The sequence below is a fragment of the Marinobacter sediminicola genome (assembly GCF_031157525.1).
Taxonomy (GTDB): domain Bacteria; phylum Pseudomonadota; class Gammaproteobacteria; order Pseudomonadales; family Oleiphilaceae; genus Marinobacter; species Marinobacter sediminicola.
The window spans coordinates 20275-41966 of record NZ_JAVIXR010000007.1 but is presented as its reverse complement, the minus strand read 5'-3'; the positions used below and the strand labels follow the sequence as shown (position 1 = coordinate 41966).

Genomic DNA, 21692 nt, shown 5'->3' with positions numbered 1-21692 from the left:
TGCAGCTATGCGCGAACTGAATGACGGCGAATTCGATAGGCGTATCGCGCTCTCAAAGGCGAAACACCAACGGCAGGATCAGCGCCGTAAACACGCCTGTAAGCCCCATCCCCAGAGAAGAAAAAGCGCCAGCGGTATGGCTGATCTCGAAGGCTCTGGCTGTGCCTATCGCGTGACCATTGAGGCCCAAGGCAAACCCGAGAATGCGCTCATCCTCCACCGGCAACCACTTCGCCAAAAGATCAACAAACAACGTTGCAACCACTCCGGTAATCAGCAACCCACCCATCATCAGCGCCACAGATCCACCCAGTTGTTCGGTAATACCTATGGCAATCGGCGCGGTTACAGACTTAGGGGCCAGTGACGCCAGCACCTCAGGCGTAGCACCTAATGTCCATGCGATCACCACGGCATACACCGCCGCCATTGTGGCCGCCAGCGGCAGTGTAACCACAATCGGAAGCCACAGAGCCCGGATATGATGGATTTGCTGATACAGGGGAATCCCCAAAGCGACAGTTGCCGGCCCGAGCAACACCGTAATCCAGAGCGCCCCCTCCTGATAACGAACATAATCAATGGATAACACCGCAATCACTGCCGATAAAATTACTGCGGAGAGCAATACTGGCGGCATCCATAATGGCTTGCCAATGCGCGCAAACAGCCAGTTTCCGACAAAAAATGCGGTCAAGGTAAGCCCGATTGCGAGTATCGGGCTGGCCGCAAGCAAGTCGGGAATCGCGATAAAACGGCTGACGAACTCAGTCATTGGAGCGTCTCTGTGCCGATAAACGAAGCACGCCCTTCATGACCAGCAGTGTTGTAAGGACGCTCAGAAAGGTGCCCAGCAACAAGGCAGCAGCAACCGCCAGCCACTGCCCTGAGAATTGTGACGCCAGGAAGAACACCCCCACCACACCCGGCATGATCAGCAACACCAGCACGGAGATCAGCGCCTGACTTGCCGTTGCCAGGTCATCATTCACCCTGCCCCGCAGCATTAATGATAATGTCATAAGAATCATGCCCAGCACGCCGCCACTGACCGGCAACAGGAAAAGTACCCGCAAGGCCTCACCAAGCAGGAAAAACAAAACCAGAATCAGAAAACCACGCAACATCGGCATGTCGTCTTACTCACCACTTACAGAATTGCTTTACACTACCGCAAATCAACATCTTGATACCAATGCAGGACAGCCATGGCGCTCAAAGCAACTATATTAAAAGCCACGCTCAATATTGCCGACATGGACAGGCACTATTATGCGGACCATCAGCTCACCATAGCGCAACACCCGTCAGAGAATGATGAGCGCATGATGATTCGCCTCCTGGCCTTTGCCCTGAATGCCAGCGACGATCTGGAATTCACCAAAGGCTTAAGTACAGACGACGAACCGGAACTGTGGCAGAAAAGCCTGAGTGATGAGATTGAACTCTGGATTGAACTGGGCCTACCCGACGAAAGCCGCCTACGCAAAGCCTGCAACCGTGCGCGCCAGGTTATCCTGTACGCTTATGGCGCTCGCGCTGTTCCCGTATGGCTGGAGAAGCACAAAAGTAAACTGAGCCGCTTCAAAAATCTGACGATTATTGAACTGCCGAGCGAATCTACTGAAGCCTTGGCTAAGCTGGCGGAGCGCAACATGAGTTATCAGGTAACTATTCAGGATGGCGAGGTGTCGTTCAGCAATGAAGATGCGCTAGCAAACATCACTCCAGCCCTTCTATTCCCGTAACCCACAGGAACCCCGGCGAACGCACCGAGGGCTGGACAGCACGGGCCTGCGCACGTAAGATTGCGCTCTCGAAATTGACGCACAGCCGTCGCATTCGAATGCGCCCGTAGCTCAGCTGGATAGAGTACTGCCCTCCGAAGGCAGGGGTCACAGGTTCAAATCCTGTCGGGCGCGCCATATTTTTCAAGGCCTTACGTGAAAGCGTAGGGCCTTTTTTATTTCCAACCCTAAAAAATAACCACACTTGTAACCACACGACACAAAGTCAAATTACACCTCCTGAAGACCGCTGCAAACGCAGTCAACGTGCATGCTGACCAAAACTGCAGCCACAAACGCCCTAATGCGGGCATAGATCAAATCGGAACCAGCCCTCACCGGTTAGTGGAGCCTTTTGATGGAGCCGAACGCAGGGGTCATCGCAAGTTATCCACAGGGTGGCCACTCTGTCCACCCTGTCCACCCTGTCCACTCTGTCCACATTGACCCACCCTGCCCTCACTGACCACTCCGGCCTCGCTCATTGCTTTAACTTCGCCTTGGTGAATTGGTCTCTCCAAGATTCGTTGCCATGAACAAGGCGTCCTGCCCCTTAAAAGAACGCTCCAGTAACAGTTCCTCTATTCTGCCGCGCATATTTCTACAAGTGTGTACAACGCCAATTTAGCGCCCTTTTGGCTCGTATAATTATTGTTGTTTACAACCAACATGACCAAAACTGCAGGATTTTTTTATGAAGGCCGATGAAATGAACAGCCTGGTAGCGAAAGTGATAATCGACGTTTTGGCAGAGCGCCACGACAGGATTTATGTCGAGGAAAAAAAGGAGCGCCTTAGATCTTTGGAGACCGCTCATGCTCTGCTTTGGTGCCACTGCTTGGACGGAGCAAACCAAGCAGCAGTGAGCGCCAGACTGGGCTTATCGCCAAGAGAACTCCAAACAGCCATCAGCTTGATGAGAAAGGTGTTAGGATAAGCAGAATATAGCCAAGACTGCCCATAGCCCCTTCTCTGGCTGGAGGGATTACAACTCGGCAAAACTATTACGCTGCGACGTTCCCTGGCAAGCGCCTAGTTGGTTAATCACTCCAGAGAGGCTTCCCACAGATCCAGGATATCGTCCAGTTTCGCGTGCTGGATTTGTTCTCTGACTTCACCCGGAGGGTTGTTAGCCAGCGCAATCGCCCTGAAAAAGGATTCCATAAATCCGCGTAGGTCGATACTTTCAGATTTATCTTGGATAGCGTCTCTTCTGCGCCTTGCTCCTAAAAACCAGCTACACGCCCAAAACCACATTCCCGCGCTAAAGCTAATACGACGAATTATTTTTTCAAGGTCTAGCACAAATTCTTGGAGCGCTTTCTCGCTGGACGATTCGAGTTCCTTTTTACCGAGAGAGCTTACTAACTCCGCCCCCTCATCATCAGGCAACGCGCCAGTCAGGTCAGCCATGATACCCGTTAGATTTTGCGATAACTTAGGAAGCAATTTCATACCGCGGACGCGGTGGGCCAGCAGAGGGTTAATCCGGGAGTAGTCATAAAGCGCTATTTCATAGCTCTCAAGCAGTTTTGGGTCTGCCCTGACCAACCCATCCATTAATGAAGTTAAAGTAGTTGCGACGTATTCTCTTGGGAAACCCTTGTCCAGTACGCTCCTCAAGTTAGGTCTGTCCCCAAGGATTTCCTGGAAATCCGCTTGAAATGCATCAACAGCAGCTGCGAGCTTAGGGCGCTCAATAAGTAATTCTTGCCGTATTTCCATCAAGTGAAACAACAGGGTACGCGCGCTTTCTTTGCGTTCGCGACTTAATTTCCACAAATAACCAATAACGGCCAATCCTGCTGTGATGAGGATTCCGGCATCAAATACTATTCCGTTCATCATTGTTCCCTGGGCAGTTCCGAGATAGCACTATAAATCTACGGATGGGTCGCTCACTTCCCGGTGAGCCTGCTGATTCGTCAGCAAACTCAATATCAGTAGTGCAAAAGCTTTCTGTTTTGGTTCGCTTTCAAGGATCTCCATCGATAATTTCTCATGATCCGTCATGGAGTCCAGCACCAGATCCGTCAATCGCTTGGGGAATAGCCCGTGCATGACCTGTTCCGTGGAATGGCTGTTTACCTGCGCCATCACAGGTTCATCCCTGCGAACTCGATCTGCAATCCCATGTGCGAAATGTAGCTGATCTTCGTCACTCACCTCAGCACCAAAAATATCATTCAGTGTTTCAATAATTTCTGAAAGGCGCTTTTTCTCCGGATCGTGTGGTTTTCCGGTTCCGACACCGGTAATCGGATCCAGCTTATACTCGCCCTGATCATCCGCCAGTTTCAGTTCGTGCTCTTTGCGCTTGGTCAGCCGGTAATGAGTTAACTCCACCTCGGAAATGTCGATGTCATCATCATCCAACGACTCCTGCCGCAGCAGTGGCGCCAGGGTTCGGGCGAACACGCACAGCTGTTCCAGTTCGGCGTCCTCAAAGGACACAATTTGTGACAAAAACTCGTAGGAGCGCACAAAGCCGGTGAGGTTCTTGCGGAACAAGTCGAGTTGATCCAGCCCTTTGCCAATCTCGGTTAACAATGTCTCGGCTTGTTTCAGGCCCACCGTGTTTCCGTCTGCCTCAGCCTGGGCTCTGGCAGCTCGGGCGCTGGCGCGTTCGTCGCGAAGTAGCTTGTAGCGTTTGGTGAAACGCTCGCGGGCCGGGTGGCAGTAATAACTCAGTGTGGAGGCCTGGGCTTTGGGGTCAAAAAACGCCTGAGCAAAAGCTTCGACTTCACCCCAGTGATAAATGCCCTCGGCATCCAGGGTTTCCTGAAGGTCGTAGACCACCTGAGCGTCCGACACGCCGGACAATTCAGCTGTGGTGTAATACTCCCGGAAAGACGCCAGAATATCGTCTGCGTCGTTGAAGAAATCCAGAATAAAGGTTTCCTTGCCCGGGAAAATCCGGTTCACCCGGGACAAGGTTTGTACGCAGTCCACGCCTTTAAGCTTCTTGTCTACGTACATAGCGCACAGCTTGGGTTGATCAAAGCCGGTTTGATACTTATTGGCGGCGATCATCACGTTGTACTGCTCGGTATCGAAGGCCTTGGCGTGATCACGACCATTGAGATCCGGGTTCAGCAGGGTGCTGGTTTCGGTTACCTCTTCGGGGATATGGTCATCGGGCAGGATGCTGCCCGAAAAGGCCACCAGGGGATGAACATCGGTGTAGCCCTGGTCGCTTATATAACTCTGCATCGCCAGCTGATAGCGCACCGCTTCCTGCCGGCTGCTGGTGACCACCATGGCCTTGGCCTGGCCGTCGAGCAGGTGCTTCACGTTGGCCCGGAAGTGCTCAACGATGATTTCCACCTTCTGGCTGATGTTGTAGGGATGCAGGCGTACCCATTTGGCCAGCGTGGTGCGGGCTTTTTTGGAGTCCACGGTTTCGTCGTCTTCGTCTGGATGAGCCAACTTCCAGGCCACCGCATAGGTGGTGTAGCGTTTCAGCACATCCAGAATAAAGCCTTCCTCGATGGCCTGGCGCATGGAATACACATGGAAGGCTTCGGGCTTGTTGTCGTCGCTTCTGGGCAGTGAGGCATCGGGTACCCGGCCAAACAGTTCGATGGTTTTGGCCTTCGGGGTAGCGGTGAAAGCGTAGTAGCTGATCTGCTGGCTGGGTTTGCGCGAGGACACCGCTGCATCCAGCATGTCCTCGGCGCTGATGTCTTCGCCTTCGGGCCGGTCGCTTCCAAGAATCGCCTTGAGCTTGGAGGCCGATGAGCCGGTTTGGGAGGAATGCGCTTCGTCGGCAATCACCGCATAGCGACCAGAGGCAAGCCTGGGGTACTTATCCAGCGCATCAAACAGCGCCGGGAAGGTTTGGATGGTCACTATAACAATGCGGGTTTGCTCGGCCAGTGCTTCGGCCAGCTGCTCAGATTTGCTTTGGTTGCCCACATCCCGGGTAATCGGACAGACCACCCCCTGGGCGTGTTCAAACTGGTAGACGGTGTTCTGAAGCTGGCTGTCCAGCACCGTACGGTCGGTGACCACAATGACCGAGTTGAACAGCTTCTGGCCGTTCTCATCGTACAGCTGAGCCAACTGATGAGCTGTCCAGGCAATGGAGTTGGATTTGCCGGAACCGGCGCTATGTTGAATCAGATAGCGTTGCCCTGCCCCCTCCGCACGGGTGGTATTCACCAGCGAGTTGACCACATCCCACTGATGGTAGCGCGGGAAGATCAGGGTTTCCTTGGTTTTGCGGTTACCGTGGAAGTCCTCGCTGGTTTTCTTCTCCAGATGTAGGAACCGACTGATCACCTTGAGCCAGGCATCCTTCTGGAACAGGCGTTCCCACAGGTACGCCGTAGCGTAGGTGTTTTCGTGTTCGGCCCGGGGGTTACCGGCGCCGCCTTCGGAGGAACCCTGGTTGAACGGCAAGAAGAAGGTGTCTTTACCGGCCAGCTTGGTGGTCATGGCCACCTCGTCCTGGCTGACCGCGAAATGCACCAGGGCACCGCGCTTGAAGGTCAGCAGCGGCTCGGCTTTGCGGGTAATGGGGTCTTTTACCGGACGGTCTTGTTTGTACTGGCGCTTGGCGTTCTCAACGGTTTGCTTGAACTCGCTTTTCAGCTCCAGCGTGGCCGTAGGTATGCCATTCACAAACAGCACCAGATCCAGCCTCGGGTTGTACTTGCCTTCGGGTTTGGCGTGAGGGGAATAGGACACTTCTTCCACCACGCGCAGGCGATTGGCTTTGTATCGACGTTCCGTATCCGGGTTCATGCCGTGGTCGGGCTTGAAGCTGCACTGATCGATTTTAACGCCAGGCAGTTTGAAACCGTGGCGCAGCACATCCAACGTGCCTTTTTTTTCAAGCTCCCGAACGGTCTTCTGGATCAGCACGTTTTCCGGGGCCTGCGGATTGGCTTTGGCGAACTTGTCCCAGCGCTCGGGCCAAGCCTCTTTGAAATACCCGATCAAGTCTTCCGGATAAAGAGCGTTCGCCTTGTCGTACTCGGACGCTTTGCCCACTAACCAGCCCTGGCTTTCCAGTGCGGCAAGAATGTCGTTTTGGAATACGCGCTCGCGGGTGTCCACCATAACTGCTCCCTAAAGGCTTGCGCCAAATCTGATCTGGCGTGGCTTAAACATTGGCTCTTAAATCGCTCAGCGTGACCATCAACATCATTGGGTCAAGGGGCGAAGGGTTGAAACCCAGCCGTTGATAAAACTCTTTAGCCGACTCAGACAAGGCATGAACCACCATTCCTCTGATACCAATGGCATCCGCCGCCTGAATAACCCGCAATCCTGCATCGCGAACCAAGGCACGGCCCAAGCCTGCGCCTTGATACGAACGATCAATGGCCAACCGCCCAAGTACCACAACCGGAATCGGGTCTGGCATATTGCGCTTGAAGCGACCCGAGGTATGGCTTGCAACCACAGCACCGGACGCCAGGGCGTAATAGGCTTTCACCTGATTGCCTTCACAGACCACAAAGGTTCGGGATGCGCCACTGGCCTGGTTCTTCAATGCACGGCGTTTGAGCCAGTAGTCCAAACTGGGCTCCGAGGAATCAAAACTCTCCGCGTCATGCTCAGGCCCAATGGGTGTGGGCGCCGATAGTGTCATTCCGTGTCCCAAGGTGCCGGAGTTTGCAAGGTTTTACGCAACCGCTCATTCGGTGTCGGCGGCATATCCAGTTGTTCAAGAAACGCCCGATACGCCTCCGGTGTTACCGAGATAACAGCCTGATCCATAATGGCTTCCTCGGCGGCAATGCGAGCTGCCTCAAGAACAAACTCTGTGCGATTTTTTCCCCGAGCCTTGGCGGCGCGATCAATCAAACCACGCTCTTCGGGTTTGATCCGAATGTTCAGAGTTTCACGCTTGGGCTGATCCGTGTTTGCTGAAATCATGATGAGATTCCTCTTTTGATAGTTCCAAGCGTAGCAGGACGTACTGCTAATGTCATTACAGATAAGACGATCTCAATCTACATATCACCTTATCCCGGAATCCCGGAGTCTATTAGCGAGTAACAGGTAACGGTTAATCAGAATCCAGGCTATCAGCCCAGCCACACCGGCCTGATTGCTTGGTCAGCGCAATGAGCCGGCTTTCCAGATACTTTACATGGGATTTGGTGAGGTTCTGGTCTTTGCTGGTGATCAGACACACCCGCTCCCAGAAATCCTTGCCGCCCTCGTCTTCCGGGTGCGCCCTTGTCTTCCGGCTGGTTGTGCTGCTTCAGGCGCTTGGCTACGTCGTCGGACTCGCCGATATACATCAGAGGGCGTAAGGCATTGTCAGGGTCTGGCCCCCACCAGGAACAGCCGGATACCGCGACCGTGCCTCACGCTATGACCTCCGATCCTGCTTCTAATACTTCCCGGTCAAAGGCACTTTCATCGGCAGGTGGCTGCCAATCGCGCACATCGATTTTGCCAGTGACTGCGGCGGAGATTAGGGCGGAGCGGCGTTCTTGTAGTATCTCAATGCTCTCGTTAGTCTGCTTAAAAAGTGCTGCCATCTGATCAAGTTGAACCTTGATAAAGCGACCAATCTTGAGCTGCTCGTCGAGATCCGGAATGGGTATTTTGAAACCCAGTATTTGCTCAGGGCTAATGTGGGGAACACTCACTCCAGTGAGATCAGGCTCCACATAAATCTTGAATATCTCTGAAGCAAGAAAGTAATATAGATACCCGTCATCAAGCCATGAATTGGGGGTAATTGCAGCGACTCGCTGAAGAAGTAAACATGGCATATCTGCTTGAGCCACCCGCGCTATCCGCATTCCCTCGCTAATCCAAGGCCTGTCCATCCCTAAAACGATCTGACCCTCTTTCATGAGATAACCTAGAAGCTCCCCGCCTTCATCGAGCTGCCAATAGACGGCATCAACCCATTTGAGTGAGCCAACACCGATATTGACACCACGTAAAAGCCGAACGTCTGATTCATCATGCGAAAACGATGCAGAAGGAAAAGGGAAACCAGTCAATATGTCTGCATAGTGGCCTAATTTTGAAATCTGCCAATGCCCTGGCACATCCCCAAGCCACTCTACCCCAGAGTCCTTCATGGGCACACTCGGATCAAGCCCCTTGGTCACCGCATGGGAAATCACCGCTTGGCGCTTTTCCTGAAGCAGCGCTATCAGGCGCTCCTGCTCGCGGATCAAGGCGTCGATTTTGGCGGTTTCGTGGTCTAGGAAGCGGGCGATTTTGGTTTGTTCAAACTCACCAGGGACAGGGACAACAATATTTTTCATCTCTGAAAAACCTGTGCTCCATAAGTCCGCAACGATCCCTTTGCCATTTCTGTAGAACTCTTCTTGAAAAACTTCTGACCTAAATAAGTGGTGAGCATAGCGACCAGATATTTCTTTTGGTTCAAGCACAATGCAAATCAGTGAAACAGAACCATCGAGCCGAGATAAACCTGATGAGCCTTTCCGGTCAGATCGGCTGTTGATCACAAAGTCACCCGCAACAACTTTTTTCCTGTTGTCACCGTCCTGAGTTTTAGCTGCTGTCTCGAGCCTCGGTACAATACCGTTTTTGGTAACAGAAAGAGGCTGGAACTCTTTGTCGCTAACCTTTTCTCTACGTTCCGTAAAAAAGTGCCCAAGTCTTTTTTGAACCCAAGTTTTGGGTAACGCCCCGATCCAGTCAAAACCTGATTCCTTGTATTCTGGATACTTGGGAATGCTCATGCCGACAACCCCTCAATCATCTGCTTGATCCGGTCAGTACATTCCTTGAGATCTGCGTCGATCTCTTCCAACGGCCTCGGTGGCGTGAATTCATAAAAGTGCCGGTTAAACGGAATCTCAAACCCAACAATGCCGACCTCACCATCCTTCTCGTCGCGCTTTGACTCGTCGATCCAGGCGTCCGGCACATGGGGTATGACTTCCCGCTCAAAGTAGTCGTACACGGACTCGCCCAGCGGTACGTTTTCGTTGTCGCGCAGGCCGGTGTCTGGCTCGGGATTGCCTTTGCTGTCGGTGCAAGTATTGGCGTCTGGATCGCGCTCACTCAGGGCGTTAAGCAGTGCTTTCAGTTGCGGCGCACTCAAATACACCTGATGGTCAGTGAGTGAGGCCTTCAATGCCTTTTGGAATTGCTTGCGGTTTTGGTACAGGGTATCGGCGTCCATAGCGCGGCAGGCGGCCAGAATCTTGTCCTGGTCTTCCTGATCCATCTTCTGAATGGCCTTCTCACCCGCAATGAGTGCAATTCGATTTTCCGAGGCCTGGAAGTTCAGCTTAAGCGGACGTTCAACGGTAATGCGTCGGTAGCCAAAGGCTTCAATCGGGAAGATTTTGCTCTTTTTGGTTTCTTGGAAATCACCGTACAGACGCACGATGTCGTCCTGATCCGAGTCACTGACAAACTGACGCTTGCTGCCCAAGGATTTGCGCATCTTGGTGGCGCGATCGGTTGCGTCGATCAGCTGCACTTTGCCCTTGCGTTCGGCAGGCTTGTTGTTCGATAGCACCCAGATGTAGGTTGCAATACCGGTGTTGTAGAACATATCGGTAGGCAAGGCCACGATGGCTTCTACTATGTCGTTCTGCAGCAGGTAGCGCCGGATTTCCGATTCACCGCTGCCGGCGCCACCGGTAAACAAGGGGCTGCCATTGAGAATAATGCCAATACGGGAACCACCGTCACGGGCATCGCGCATTTTGCTGACCAGGTGCAACAGGAATAGCAGTGAACCGTCAGACACCCGCGGCAGGCCCGGGCCAAAGCGGCCATCAAAGCCCCGGTGCTTGTGTTCGTCGTTCACCTGTTTCTGAACCTTCTTCCACTCCACGCCAAACGGGGGATTGGACAGCATGATGTCGAACGTATTGGCGGCCAGCTGGTCATCCGACAGGGTGTTGCCCAGTTTGATGTTGCTGACCTCCTGCCCTTTGATCAGCATGTCAGCCATACAGATGGCATAGGACTCCGGGTTCAGCTCCTGCCCGTGCAGGGAAACCGTTACACCCTTACTGATTTGCTGGATGTACTCGTCGCCCTCAGACAAAAATCCACCGGTGCCCGCCGTAGGATCGTAGATGGTCACGATGCTGTTGGGTGCGAGCTTCTTTTCCTGTCCGGTCAGAACCAGGGAAGTCGTCAGGTGCACGATGTCCCGTGGGGTAAAGTGCTCCCCGGCGGTTTCATTAGAGCTTTCAGCAAACTTGCGGATCAGCTCTTCAAAGATGATCCCCATGCCGAAGTTGGTGATGATACTGGGGCTCAGGTCGATGCTGGCGAACCGTTGCACCACCTGGTACAGCAAGTTATTCGCGTTGAGCTGCTGAACAAAGTCTTCAAAGTTGAAGTGTTCGAAAATCTCCCGTGCTTCCTTACTGAAGGACTGGATATAGCTCATCAGGTCATCAGCCGTCTGGCTGTCCGACAGAGTGCCCAGGGTCAGAGGTGAGGCATTGAAGAACTGCTGGTCAGCGGCCCGAAGCAACAGCTTTTCGCGCACTGAGTCCGGTTTGGTCTGATGCTCGTTGGCCGCGGCCAGTACCCGTGCCTTGTTGGGTTCCAAAACGCACTCCAAACGGCGCAGCAGCGTAAAGGGCAGAATGATCCGGCCATACTGGCTTTGCTTGAAGTCCCCGCGCAACAGGTCGGCTACCGACCAGATAAAAGCGGCGGTTTGCGAGTGGCTGGTTTTGTCCTGGCTCATCCGTGGAACTCCGTTAAAGGGTAAAAAGATAAATAGTAAAAGGTGCCTAGCGTGTTTCGGCCGGCTCGGCGAGCCGCTGAAGTGAGGCGTTCAATGTTGTTCTGCTCACTTCAAAATGTTCAGCGACTTCTTTCTTCGTGATCTTGGGGTCCAACAACATGGCCGCCGCTTTCCTGATGTCGGAGTCGGACATGGAGGGTTTGCGACCACCCTTCCGTCCTCTCGCCCGAGCGGCTGCAAGACCGGCGATTGTGCGCTCACGAATCAGACTGTGCTCGAACTCGGCTAGGGCGCCAAAAATATGAAAAACCAATCGGCCACCGGAGCTAGTCGTGTCTATGGACTCTGTAAGCGATTTGAACCCAATCTCTTTTTCGTTGAGATCCTGAATAATCTCAACCAGATCTTTGAGTGATCGGGCGAGTCTATCCAGCTTCCAAACAATTAAGGTGTCTCCCTTCCGGAGCATACGAAGACATTGCGACAGCTCCGGTCGCTCTCGAAGCTTACCGGTAATTTTTTCCTGGAAGATCTGTTCGCACCCTGCTTTTCCTAAAGCGTCCACCTGATACTCAGGATTTTGGTCTTGGGTGCTGACTCGTGCATAACCTACGATCATAAAAGGTGCCTTTTCTGTTCATAGATTGTTGTACGTGATTGTTGGACGCAAAACAAGAGAAATAACGGGTTTTTTGAGAGAGCGGGCAAGTGTCCAGAAAACGACCGTTTATTAACTGCTTAAAAAGTTATCAAAAAAAGCGAGCGAGAAGGTCAATACCTGTTCTCTAATGGTGGCAAGCAATGCTAGTCCAGATTAATCTCTCAGAATCGACATTACTAACAGAATGATTTTTTTCACACTCTTAGAACTTGAGCGCTTGAATCGCTGGCGCTGGATGCGGTCATCGGTACAATGCTGGCACAACAAAGTTTGGGCCTACAAGTTATCAGCTGCGCCGGATCATGCAGAGCATCTCTCACTATGCTTTCCATCCGCTCTTGAGCGAAGATAACTTCTCGCTTACACAGCCGGATCGGCAGCTATACGTTTCGTAATTAAAGGGAGAGGAACTTGTCTTTTTCGGAGGGTGACACTATATACGGTGTCAGTAGAGTGGTACGATGACAGTCCTTGATGTGAAGCAGGAACTCTTGAGTCGCAAGGGAAACCTTAGATGCGTGGAAGTAATTGCACTACTTCAGCAGCTAGGCTTCGAGGTTCGCGACGGTAAGCGTGGAGGTCACAAGCTATATTTCCATGATGGACTTCCCGAATTTCACAGTGGCAGTTTTAATTGCGGTCACGGGAAAAACCCAGAAATTAAACAAGCCTACATAGCCAAGATTGTCAGAACCATTGATAACCATGAGGCGGCCCTCAGAAAATATTTTGAGGAGGAGAAATAAAATGAATGCGTATGCATACAACATTACTGTTCGCCAAGGTACTTTCGAAGGTGAAGAATGCTTTGAGGCCCGGGTGAAGGAGCTGCCAGACATTGCAGAGTACGGAGATTCACATGTTGAGGCTTATGAGCTAGCTCTGGATTCTATTGAAACGACTGCAGCAGTTCTCAATGAGAAAGGGCGAAAAATGCCTCTGCCCTGCGAACCTGAAGAAAATTTCAGTGGTCGAGTTACTCTTCGCCTTCCAAAGACATTGCATCGGGCCTTGGCAACCAAGGCTGAAGGAGAAGGCGTGAGTCTAAACCAGCTTTTAGTGGCAGCACTCGCAACATTTCGCGGTTTTGATGCAGTTTTGATGCATGATCGTGATAACTGGATCAATATTTGCGAACCTCAGAGCCATGACCACAAAACCATGGCAGGTGAAGTGATTTATATCAACCAGTACCGGGAATCTGCAGCACAATGGTCGTCGTGAATGAGCCATTAGAAAAGGCTAAGAAGGGGTTACAGTTTGAGGATGTATCTCAATCCAGGGTAGATGCTTGGGTTGAGCCAAAATTTGATCCTCGGTTCGGTTTAGGGGGGCAAGACTGCCGCCTTCAGCTCAAACACCACGTTGTCGAGTCCAACCTAATCGAAATCAAAGGTAATGAGTCCCCCTTCGATATCTTTCGTGTCTATATAGACGTTGGCGCCAGGCTTGTACTTCCAGGAGATAAGACAGAAGAGCGACCTATTGCTCAAATTGAAGCCTCATATAGGGTTGATTATCGGATAACCGAGACCTCACTTATCGAGGACAAGGCTGCACTGGATACTTTTGCTCTCGAGAATGCGAGCTATCACTTATGGCCCTATTGGCGTGAATTTGTGATGTCACAATCTCTCAGGATGAACTTGCCCAAAATTGCACTGCCTGTTCGGATGCTGAAGTCCTAGGCAGCTATCTGCAGACCTTGGCCAGAAATTTATTACATATGTACCAAGGCAGATTTTACTTGAGTCTTTAAAGCGTATTGTTGACGGCGATCCATTAGCACTTTGGCTCCCAATCGATCAATGCATTGAGGCTGTAGGCCTTGCCTATTCGGAAATATGAATGCGGGGACCAGGGCTGGGTCTCACCAATATCAGATATTGGAGTACCCCGCTGTCAAATTAGTTGTCCAGCTGGCGATTGTACCTAAATGTCACTAGTCGTGGCCGCATGAGAGCATTCATGCCACATTATCCCGAAGAACGTACGGCCGCAGAGCCCCACCTTGTGAACAGCATGCCTTTCAGGATGATAGTCTGGTTATACAGCCTCATCTCTTCAGTTTCTTGCGTTTTTGTTCAAGTTGCGTGAGGAGCACCCTACCAAAACCATGTTGTGACCTTATAGACCCATCGCCCAAAGCAAGTTGCGTCAAAAGTGCCGGCCAAAAACCATTTAAGCCGAGAATAAAGCGTTATTCATGTGACAAATGGGCACTATCCGATAACACTGAGCAATAAACACTCAGCATTAGCATCAACATGGTTTTAGACTTGCTCTTATATGAGCCAATGATTCCGGACACAGGCTTAGCTCACCCCCCCACCTTATAGTCTTGATGTACTTGGCCAAGAGGAGCTTTCAGAACCTGCCAACCATCCGGCCCAAATAGAGCGTTTCTAGAAGTGCCCAAAACCTTGCAGCCCATTTCAAAGCACCAAGTTGCGTATACAGTTCAAGTCTAAAACCATGTTGCGAACAATGATGAGGATTTCTTGTAATGATTGGGTACTATCCGACAACTCTGGCCAATAAACACGAGATTTTGGCACCAACATGGTTTTAGACTTGGTTCGACTTAAAACAGCTCATGTACTCTCAATCAGCTTTCGCTGTTGGCCATAAACTGCCTCAATCACAAATCGGTTATAGACCATTTGATAATCGGGAGAGGATTTTGCCAGCAAATGGCTTTTTCCTTGGCTTAACTCTCGATCTCCACGCTATGCTAAAACGGCTCCCTGACAAATATCGTTGAATGAAAATGGCCTCTGGTTCTTAAGCGGTATGGCATCTACTTTGATTTCGAAACTTACAACGCACAAGCCTATTTCGCGCAACGTATACGGAACTGATTGGCTCTGTGGTGATATACATGGGCAGTTTGACGCGCTTCAACTGGCACTGGCAGCAAAGGGCTTCCGACCAACTCGGGATCGGCTTTTCTTGTTGGGTGATGTAATAGACCGTGGACCAAAATCGAGGGAGATGCTGAACTGGGTGCTATCCACGGATTGTGTGCAGAGTGCCATGGGAAACCACGAGCTGATGTTTGTTGTCAGCTCGTTCGACTTCCGGTATCGGGAAGAACACCGAGCTATTGGAGGAGAGTGGGTCGATAAAATCGACTTTTCTGAGTATCGGAAGCTGACTACCCAATGCATAAAACAAATGCCCTTGACGATCACGCTAGAATGCGAAAATGGCAGCCTTGGGCTGGTACATGCACAGAGCCCCGTAGATAACTGGCAGGATGTTCTCCAGGCCACACCATCTGATGGCTTTGCGATTGATTGCACCTGGCCATGGGACCGAGCCCAAGGACCTGACCAGACAATAACCGGTGTGACAGCCGTTGTCTCTGGCCACATTGGCACAGCAGAAGTGGTTCAAAAAGGGAATCAGGTTTGGATTGATACCCTGGAGCAAACCGGGAACATAACCCTAGTGCAAGCTAACGAAATTATTAACTGGATTAGAGGACAAACAACAGATGGATGAGCGCCCTTTGTTAGTCGTTGATCTGGAAGCAACTTGCTGGGAAAACCGGATTACCCCAACGGGAGAAGGCCAGAATACCGACAACATGGAAATCATCGAGTTTGGCTGCGCTCTGGCCAATAGAAATGGCGAGTTACTGGATAGCCAATCGTTTCTGGTGCAGCCTGCGAAAAACCCTCAAATTAGCGAGTTCTGTACGTCGCTAACCAGTATCCGCCAATCAATGATCGAAGCCGCACCGCTATTCCCAGAGGTGTGCCGGATGATCGACGCGTGGCTGGGGCAACCCCATGAAAATTTCATCTGGTGCAGCTGGGGCAACTATGATCGCTTGCATATTCAGGCAGATGGAGAAAAGAATGGCGCGCTTCCGGTGATAATGAACTATCCGCACCTGAATCTGAAGCGCATTTGGCGCAGAACAACGGGGCAGAAGCGCAAGAATGGGATGATTCATGCCCTGGAGTATCACGGACTGACATTAGAGGGTCACCACCATCGTGGCATAGATGATGCCCGCAACATGGTTCGGTTACTTCCCTTTATGGACTGGTCGCTTGAAAGGGAACTGCTGACTCTGCCCAGCGCTTTCAGCCTGAGAGGCAGTTTTGCGTCAGATCGAATTGTCAGCGGTGAAGATATGGCCTCGGCAATCCGCGAGAAAGCTGGCAAGTGCAATCTGCGATAGGATGGTTATGAAACTCGTCTGTATTTCTGACACCCATAGCATGCATCGTCGGATACCAGAGATTCCAGAGGGTGATGTCTTAATCCATTCTGGCGACTGTCTGGGCGCTGGCACATTGGACAACCTGGAAGATCTCAACGACTGGCTGGGCACCCTGCCCCACAGACATAAGATTATCATCGCCGGCAACCACGACTGGGTGTTTCAAGAAGCTCCAGACCTCGCGCGGGATCTGCTGACGAATGCCACTTATCTCGAGGATAGTGGCGTTGAAATCGAGGGGCTAAGGTTCTGGGGCTCGCCCTGGACACCCACCTTCATGGATTGGGCGTTTATGCTCGACCGAGGTGAAGCGCTGCATGAGAAATGGGAGCTCATTCCTGATAACACAGATGTTCTTATCACCCATGGCCCGCCCAAGGGTTTTGGTGATGAGGCAAGCCTAGGTTTCCAGTGCCAGAACGTAGGGTGTGATCAGCTCTTGGACCGGATCCAACAGCTTGCCCTGAAAGCACACATTTTTGGCCATATTCATGAGGGTTATGGGGAGTACAGTTTAGGTAAAACCCGATTGATCAACGCCAGCACTTGTACTGTCCGGTACCAGCCAGACAACGCCCCTGTAGTGCTGGAGGTTTTCGCCAACAGCCATGTCGATGAAGAAGCTCTCGCCAATCCAAACTATAAGTAATCTTTTTGCATCGCTACCCAAGGATTTTTAGGGTTCAACCAGTCCCGCATCGATTGCCCACGTTGAAGCTGGCCTGCCTGCTCCCACTGCTTAATCCAATCCACAACTATTTGAAAATCCACCACATCATCAATATCCGATGGCTGCACATTCGGTACCACCCGGCCTTCTTTTTCAACGTAAAAAAATAACAGGTCAAAAACCGCCCGTTCATAGCTAGCACTCACACATAAAGGTGGCTCAATACCCCAGAGCGCGAAAGTCTCTGTCAAATCAACCAGTTCACGATTGCCAAACAGGAAGGATGTATCTGGGTAATCCGCACCTGCAATTTGCCATCTATCTGGCGGTCCAAAGTGGTGCCAGAGGGGCTTGTGCCGGCCAGGATGCGGGATGCAAAGAGCTGTCAGGCCCGTGATGTAAGACCCCGCCATTACCGATCTCTAACCTCTTTATGGCAATCTTCTGCAACTTTATCGCGTTCATCCTCATCAGAATTAAAGTGCTCCTCCCAGACAGAATCAAACGGTCGGTCATAGCGTACAACCAACCCTTTGAGCCGCTCCAGCGGCGTCAACTCATGCATTAGTAGCTCCGCTAACTCGTCCGCATGGGCTCCATACGCATCAAGATCTTTGAGGAGTTCCTCCTCTGTGATATGTGTAGCGCTCATAATGTGCCTTTTAAAAAATTGATGACTTGCTCATTGTTGTAGTCTTAGCCGGCCGAAGCTGCAACATGATATTGGTTTTGCTCTTTAGAATGGCTGTTTCAAGGCTTCTAGCCTGAGCGGCCGAGCAACTGTAAAACTTGCTTAATGCTGCGAACTATCTGGTGCCGGAGCATTACATTAAAAACTAGCGCCAAATTATTATGAGGGGAGGCGCAAGCCGAGCCGATAGCTGACCGGACAGGCTATGCCTGGCTGGGAAGAGAGGCCAACGGCCGGCAGAAAGGGCTTCGCCCGCCCCATGCAATACCGCAGTATAACAATGCTCCCGGTTCTTTCAGGCATTACCCTGGCCTTTAACTATCACCCCGCTAAAAGAGCGTTTTTCGGTAGGCGTTGCTTGGTAATGATGTAGATCGCATTCAACAGAGATTCGCTGGCGTTTCTTTCAAAGGCTATTTGTTTTGCCTGTTGTTGGAACTATAAGTTAGCCAGCATGGCCAATTTATGTTCGAACGCACAACCGCTTGTGGCCTCTCGCAATGTTTTCTTTTAAACAAAAGCGAACATTCGAGTCGGGGCTTTTCTTCAGAGCCTCCAGGCTAATCACAGCGATTTCATCCAGTATGTTTGGGACAGCGAATACGGGACGCTGAATGATGGCATGGCAGAAATGTCCGGGCTCGCCTAAGCTATTGTTTTATAAATTCATGTGCGACGTGTTTGATGGTTCAAAGTCAGCAATAATGACGCAGTCGAATTTCTGCGAGCATAAAGCGTGCGGCCTAATTTCTGTTATATGAGGGAAAGATAGCCATGGAGAACAGGTTTGCGGTCTCGCTGCATGATGTTGATCAATGGAAGCCAACCGATGAAGAGAGGCAGGCAAAAGTTGTTAAGCAACTGATGCACGAGTGCGAATCTCAGGGTGAGCAAAAGCCAAACCTCATTACCTCGGGATTTCGTGCTGATAGCTCTTCCGCTCAGATCGCCAGTGATTTGATCTCTGGGTTTTCTATACCTGCGGTCATCACTTCTGCTGGGTTCCTCCTAAAACATCTCGCCCCCCCTGATAATCGAGTACCTCAAAACCCGCCCTCAGAAAGAGGTCACGGTTGACTATAAAGGACACCGAGTTACTGTCCGAGGTGGTGGTGATGTTGCTAAAGAGCTACAGGATTTGGTCCAAAAAATAGATGAGGTCGAGTCCAGTGACGACCGAAAGAACATATAACCAGGCCGTGCACCGGATTCCAAAACCTGCTCTTCGCTTCAGTTTTGCCACCGGTGACGGAAGGCATTATGTGTATTTATACAGGCTGTATGCTTGAACAGTTTTTGATCAGGGTGTAGGCTTATTTTGTGTACTAAAATCGTACACCAATCGGTCAGGGTAATCCTGGAATGCTCGCACCCTTGAGGAGGGTTCAAGATGGCTGTCAAGCATACACCAACAGGTGAAGTTCACAGCGGTAACAAGGGCGGTAAAACTGGTTGCGGTTTCGATACCCGTGAAAACGCCAGCCATTGGGTTTCATCGCATGAAAGGATCACGTGCGGCAAAAACGGCTGCAAAAACTGATTCTTACATGGTTTGCTTCCGTTGCAGTTGGCCGGAGATCAAGTCAAACGGGGGCAAACCACTTAAGTACGTTCCGGCCTGCGGCCTCCACCGGACGCCCCTGACGGGCTGCTTATTTCAGTGTTAGCTGAAGGAGGAAAGGATCTCTGTGCAAAATGAGTCATTTTTTTTTGGACTTCATGGCCTTCAGTTAACTGAGCCGCAAATAGAACTTGGCAAAGGCATAGTAATTAGAAAGACCTATGCCAGTATTTTTGCCCCATTTATGGTTGCTTTCGCTCCTCCAGAATCCCCAGAGACGCACCACCCCGGTCCATGGTCCGCGGCTTCAGGTGGTGTCTCTTACGACATCTCGGCAGAGCTCGTAATCCCTCTCGAAAAAGAAGATGAACCCGCAAAGTCCCTTCAAACCGCACGCGTCATATTGTTCTTGCTTCGACTTGGGGTTAATCCAGCTATTACCTTGCCGGTATTTTCTAACATGGCGTTTTCGGAAGAAAACGCAGGTGCAAAAGATCAGACGCTCCACCCCTTTGAAGTTCAAGGGCGTTCTTTCCCATTGGCGGTAAGTGATAGTACAGCAGCCTACGAATCCCTGGAGTGGGTTCGGAACCATTGGGAAATAACTCAAAAGCTAGTGGATAGCAGCTCTGAATTTGCGCTGGCTAGCGACTCAATTGACCAGGGGCAGTTCATTCAAAATACAGCTCTCACCCTTGTGTCGTTGTGGGGTGCTCTAGAAGCATTGTTTTCACCAAGCTCGTCTGAACTTCGGTTTAGGGTTTCTGCTCTCATCGCCTCTTTTCTGGAGCCTCCTGGCACTGGACGAAGAGAGCGTCAAAAGAAAATTGCAAAGCTCTACGACGAACGGTCCAAAGCGGCCCATGGTCGTCCGAAGCACAGCCAGCTGCATTTGTTAGATACATTCAATTTGCTGAGAGAAGTGTTGTGCAAGGTCATTGAGCTTGGTTCTGTTCCAACGAGTGACCGTTTGGACTCTATGCTGTTTGGTGCGGATGCATGAAATCAGCTAACTGTGGTCTTGTAATAAAGTTGGTAACAAAACACATCTATAGCCTGCACTTTACGACATCAGATCACTTATAAAAATAAATAAAGTTGGTAACTTTCGAAGTCACTGGCACAAAACCGACCAATTTCCATCGTAATAAAGTTGGTAACTTTTCTCTCTAAGCCCTATCCCCGAGTGATATGGCACTATATGGTATAAGCCCTTACTTTCAATGGTCGCTGAAGGTGCCCGGAAATGAGTCGATATAGAGGGCAAAAACCGCACTTCAAGTGCTAAGGAAGGTCTGATTAATGCCTGATTTCTTGCTGAATAACTTTATTAGCTCGAAAAAAAGCTATTCAAAGGCAATTTAGGCAGGATCCAGCCCCTCTATTTGTTCATTTTTTCCTGTTTCCCGCTATTTCGGCGAAATTCGGGCGCACTGGCCTTACGTCAGTAGATATTTTTCACCGATCAGTAAGTTGGTGAATGCGGCAAGCAAATTCAACCGGGTACTATTTTTGGCCAAACCGCGATAGCGAACTTTGCTGTAGCCAAAGACTTGTTTGATGTACCGGAACGGGTGTTCCACTTTGGCCCGGGCGCTGGCTTTGAGCTTCTCGGCTTTCAGTTTGCGGGCGTCCAGCTTCTTCCGACTGCCGGGGCGTTTGGCAACGAACCAGAATACATTTTGGCGATCTTTATGCTCATCCCGCTTTTGAATGCCAAGATAACCGGCATCACCGAACACGCGCTGCTCGTCGCCATGAAGAAGGTTGCCGGCGGAAACAAGGTCGTGGACATTGGCGGCCGTCGTGTCGATGCTGTGAATCAATCCGAGCGTGTCATCGACGCCAATATGCATCTTCCTGCCAAAGTAATACTGTTTGTCTTTTCTGGTCTGGTGCATTTTCGGATCGCGCTCGCCGCTCTCATTCTTGGTGGAGCTTGGGGCAGAAATATGATGGACGCATCCACAATGCTGCCTTCACGCAGCATCAACCCATTTTTCTCCATGTGCTTGTTCACCTCCTTGAACAACACCTTGCCAAGGCCGTGGCGCCCCAGAAAATGACCGAACTTGAGAATGGTGGTTTCGTCCGGCAAACGATCCAGTTTCAAGCCAGCGAAGTACCGCATGGATTCGATCTCGTACAATGCGTTTTCCATGGCCGGGTCGCTGAGGTTGTAGAACAGCTGCATGCAGTGAACCCACAACATAGTGGGCAGCGGATACGGTGGTCGGCCCAACTGGCCCTTCGGGTAATATCGGGCTACCTTCTTCTCCAACTGCTTCCACGGAATCAGCTTGTCCATCCGTTCCAGAAAGACCGCGCGGCGAATCTGGTGCTTCTTGTTATGGTACTCGGCTTCGGAGAAGGTGATCTGATCCATGGTGGTGATGAATTCTGTGCGGTTGA

22 protein-coding genes, 1 tRNA gene and 1 pseudogene are annotated in these 21692 nt (G+C 51.1%); 11 read left to right on the top strand and 13 right to left on the bottom strand.

The window, feature by feature from the left end; all coding sequences use genetic code 11:
• Window positions 1–52: 52 nt before the first annotated feature.
• Together RG807_RS11115 and RG807_RS11110 are read right to left on the bottom strand one after the other, a co-directional pair.
• Window positions 53–775, bottom strand: coding sequence for an LrgB family protein (locus tag RG807_RS11115; protein WP_309044952.1), 723 nt, complete (start codon window positions 773–775; stop codon window positions 53–55).
• Entirely contained in the window at window positions 768–1133 is a 366-nt protein-coding gene (locus RG807_RS11110) for a CidA/LrgA family protein (protein ID WP_309044951.1), read from the bottom strand. Before RG807_RS11110 ends, RG807_RS11115 begins: the two co-directional genes overlap by 8 nt.
• A gap of 75 nt (window positions 1134–1208) precedes the next feature.
• On the opposite strand from RG807_RS11110, the gene RG807_RS11105 reads away from it, so the two are divergent.
• The 3 genes from RG807_RS11105 (at window position 1209) to RG807_RS11095 (ending at window position 2724) form a co-directional block, all read left to right on the top strand.
• Window positions 1209–1748, top strand: a complete 540-nt coding sequence (locus tag RG807_RS11105; protein WP_309044950.1) for a YaeQ family protein — start codon at window positions 1209–1211, stop codon at window positions 1746–1748.
• A gap of 100 nt (window positions 1749–1848) precedes the next feature.
• Window positions 1849–1925, top strand: a tRNA-Arg gene (locus tag RG807_RS11100).
• A 556-nt stretch (window positions 1926–2481) separates the two neighbouring features.
• Window positions 2482–2724, top strand: coding sequence for a hypothetical protein (locus RG807_RS11095; RefSeq protein WP_309044949.1), 243 nt, complete (start codon window positions 2482–2484; stop codon window positions 2722–2724).
• 107 nt (window positions 2725–2831) lie between these two features.
• On the opposite strand, the gene RG807_RS11090 is transcribed toward RG807_RS11095, so the two are convergent.
• The 8 genes from RG807_RS11090 to RG807_RS11060 form a co-directional block, all read right to left on the bottom strand.
• Entirely contained in the window at window positions 2832–3632 is an 801-nt protein-coding gene (locus tag RG807_RS11090; RefSeq protein WP_309044948.1) for a hypothetical protein, read from the bottom strand.
• A gap of 30 nt (window positions 3633–3662) precedes the next feature.
• Window positions 3663–6854 carry a type I restriction endonuclease subunit R gene (locus RG807_RS11085; protein WP_200371594.1) on the bottom strand — a complete coding sequence of 1064 codons (3192 nt, stop codon included), beginning with the start codon at window positions 6852–6854 and terminating at the stop codon, window positions 3663–3665.
• Between the two features lie 43 nt (window positions 6855–6897).
• The gene (locus RG807_RS11080; protein ID WP_200371592.1) at window positions 6898–7389 is read right to left on the bottom strand and encodes a GNAT family N-acetyltransferase; all 492 of its coding nucleotides are present in this window, start codon (window positions 7387–7389) and stop codon (window positions 6898–6900) included.
• Complete coding sequence (locus RG807_RS11075; protein ID WP_200371590.1) at window positions 7386–7676, bottom strand: type II toxin-antitoxin system TacA family antitoxin; 291 nt, start codon at window positions 7674–7676, stop codon at window positions 7386–7388. The genes RG807_RS11080 and RG807_RS11075 overlap by 4 nt, the downstream gene beginning before the upstream one ends.
• A 152-nt stretch (window positions 7677–7828) precedes the next feature.
• Window positions 7829–8047 (bottom strand): GIY-YIG nuclease family protein, encoded by a 219-nt coding sequence (locus tag RG807_RS17740; RefSeq protein ID WP_353962126.1) that lies wholly within the window; start codon window positions 8045–8047, stop codon window positions 7829–7831.
• Between the two features lie 66 nt (window positions 8048–8113).
• Window positions 8114–9478, bottom strand: a complete 1365-nt coding sequence (locus RG807_RS11070) for a restriction endonuclease subunit S (protein WP_200371588.1) — start codon at window positions 9476–9478, stop codon at window positions 8114–8116.
• Entirely contained in the window at window positions 9475–11460 is a 1986-nt protein-coding gene (locus tag RG807_RS11065; RefSeq protein ID WP_200371586.1) for a type I restriction-modification system subunit M, read from the bottom strand. The genes RG807_RS11070 and RG807_RS11065 overlap by 4 nt, the downstream gene beginning before the upstream one ends.
• Window positions 11461–11506: 46 nt before the next feature.
• Window positions 11507–12079 carry a recombinase family protein gene (locus tag RG807_RS11060; protein WP_200371584.1) on the bottom strand — a complete coding sequence of 191 codons (573 nt, stop codon included), beginning with the start codon at window positions 12077–12079 and terminating at the stop codon, window positions 11507–11509.
• 560 nt (window positions 12080–12639) lie between these two features.
• Between RG807_RS11060 and RG807_RS11055 the strand changes: the two genes are divergently transcribed.
• The 6 genes from RG807_RS11055 (at window position 12640) to RG807_RS11030 (ending at window position 17007) form a co-directional block, all read left to right on the top strand.
• Window positions 12640–12867 carry a type II toxin-antitoxin system HicA family toxin gene (locus tag RG807_RS11055; RefSeq protein WP_200371582.1) on the top strand — a complete coding sequence of 76 codons (228 nt, stop codon included), beginning with the start codon at window positions 12640–12642 and terminating at the stop codon, window positions 12865–12867.
• A 1-nt stretch (window position 12868) separates the two neighbouring features.
• Window positions 12869–13345 carry a toxin-antitoxin system HicB family antitoxin gene (locus tag RG807_RS11050; RefSeq protein WP_200371579.1) on the top strand — a complete coding sequence of 159 codons (477 nt, stop codon included), beginning with the start codon at window positions 12869–12871 and terminating at the stop codon, window positions 13343–13345.
• Window positions 13333–13809 carry a hypothetical protein gene (locus RG807_RS11045; RefSeq protein WP_200371576.1) on the top strand — a complete coding sequence of 159 codons (477 nt, stop codon included), beginning with the start codon at window positions 13333–13335 and terminating at the stop codon, window positions 13807–13809. Before RG807_RS11050 ends, RG807_RS11045 begins: the two co-directional genes overlap by 13 nt.
• Window positions 13810–14914: 1105 nt before the next feature.
• Window positions 14915–15628, top strand: a complete 714-nt coding sequence (locus RG807_RS11040; protein WP_200371574.1) for a metallophosphoesterase — start codon at window positions 14915–14917, stop codon at window positions 15626–15628.
• Window positions 15621–16316, top strand: coding sequence for a 3'-5' exonuclease (locus RG807_RS11035; RefSeq protein WP_200371570.1), 696 nt, complete (start codon window positions 15621–15623; stop codon window positions 16314–16316). The genes RG807_RS11040 and RG807_RS11035 overlap by 8 nt, the downstream gene beginning before the upstream one ends.
• A gap of 7 nt (window positions 16317–16323) precedes the next feature.
• The gene (locus RG807_RS11030) at window positions 16324–17007 is read left to right on the top strand and encodes a metallophosphatase domain-containing protein (RefSeq protein ID WP_200371569.1); all 684 of its coding nucleotides are present in this window, start codon (window positions 16324–16326) and stop codon (window positions 17005–17007) included.
• On the opposite strand, the gene RG807_RS11025 is transcribed toward RG807_RS11030, so the two are convergent.
• Window positions 16998–17441, bottom strand: coding sequence for a hypothetical protein (locus tag RG807_RS11025; RefSeq protein WP_200371568.1), 444 nt, complete (start codon window positions 17439–17441; stop codon window positions 16998–17000). The genes RG807_RS11030 and RG807_RS11025 overlap by 10 nt on opposite strands.
• The gene (locus RG807_RS11020) at window positions 17441–17680 is read right to left on the bottom strand and encodes a hypothetical protein (protein WP_200371565.1); all 240 of its coding nucleotides are present in this window, start codon (window positions 17678–17680) and stop codon (window positions 17441–17443) included. Before RG807_RS11020 ends, RG807_RS11025 begins: the two co-directional genes overlap by 1 nt.
• 813 nt (window positions 17681–18493) lie before the next feature.
• Between RG807_RS11020 and RG807_RS11015 the strand changes: the two genes are divergently transcribed.
• Both RG807_RS11015 and RG807_RS11010 read left to right on the top strand, forming a co-directional pair.
• Window positions 18494–18796: a hypothetical protein gene (locus RG807_RS11015; protein WP_200371564.1), complete on the top strand. Its 303-nt coding sequence runs from the start codon at window positions 18494–18496 to the stop codon at window positions 18794–18796.
• Window positions 18797–19407: 611 nt separating this feature from the next.
• Window positions 19408–20283, top strand: a complete 876-nt coding sequence (locus RG807_RS11010; RefSeq protein ID WP_200371560.1) for a HEPN domain-containing protein — start codon at window positions 19408–19410, stop codon at window positions 20281–20283.
• A 436-nt stretch (window positions 20284–20719) separates the two neighbouring features.
• Here the strand turns inward: RG807_RS11010 and RG807_RS11005 are convergent.
• Window positions 20720–21666, bottom strand: a pseudogene (locus RG807_RS11005) (IS5 family transposase).
• Window positions 21667–21692 lie beyond the last annotated feature (26 nt).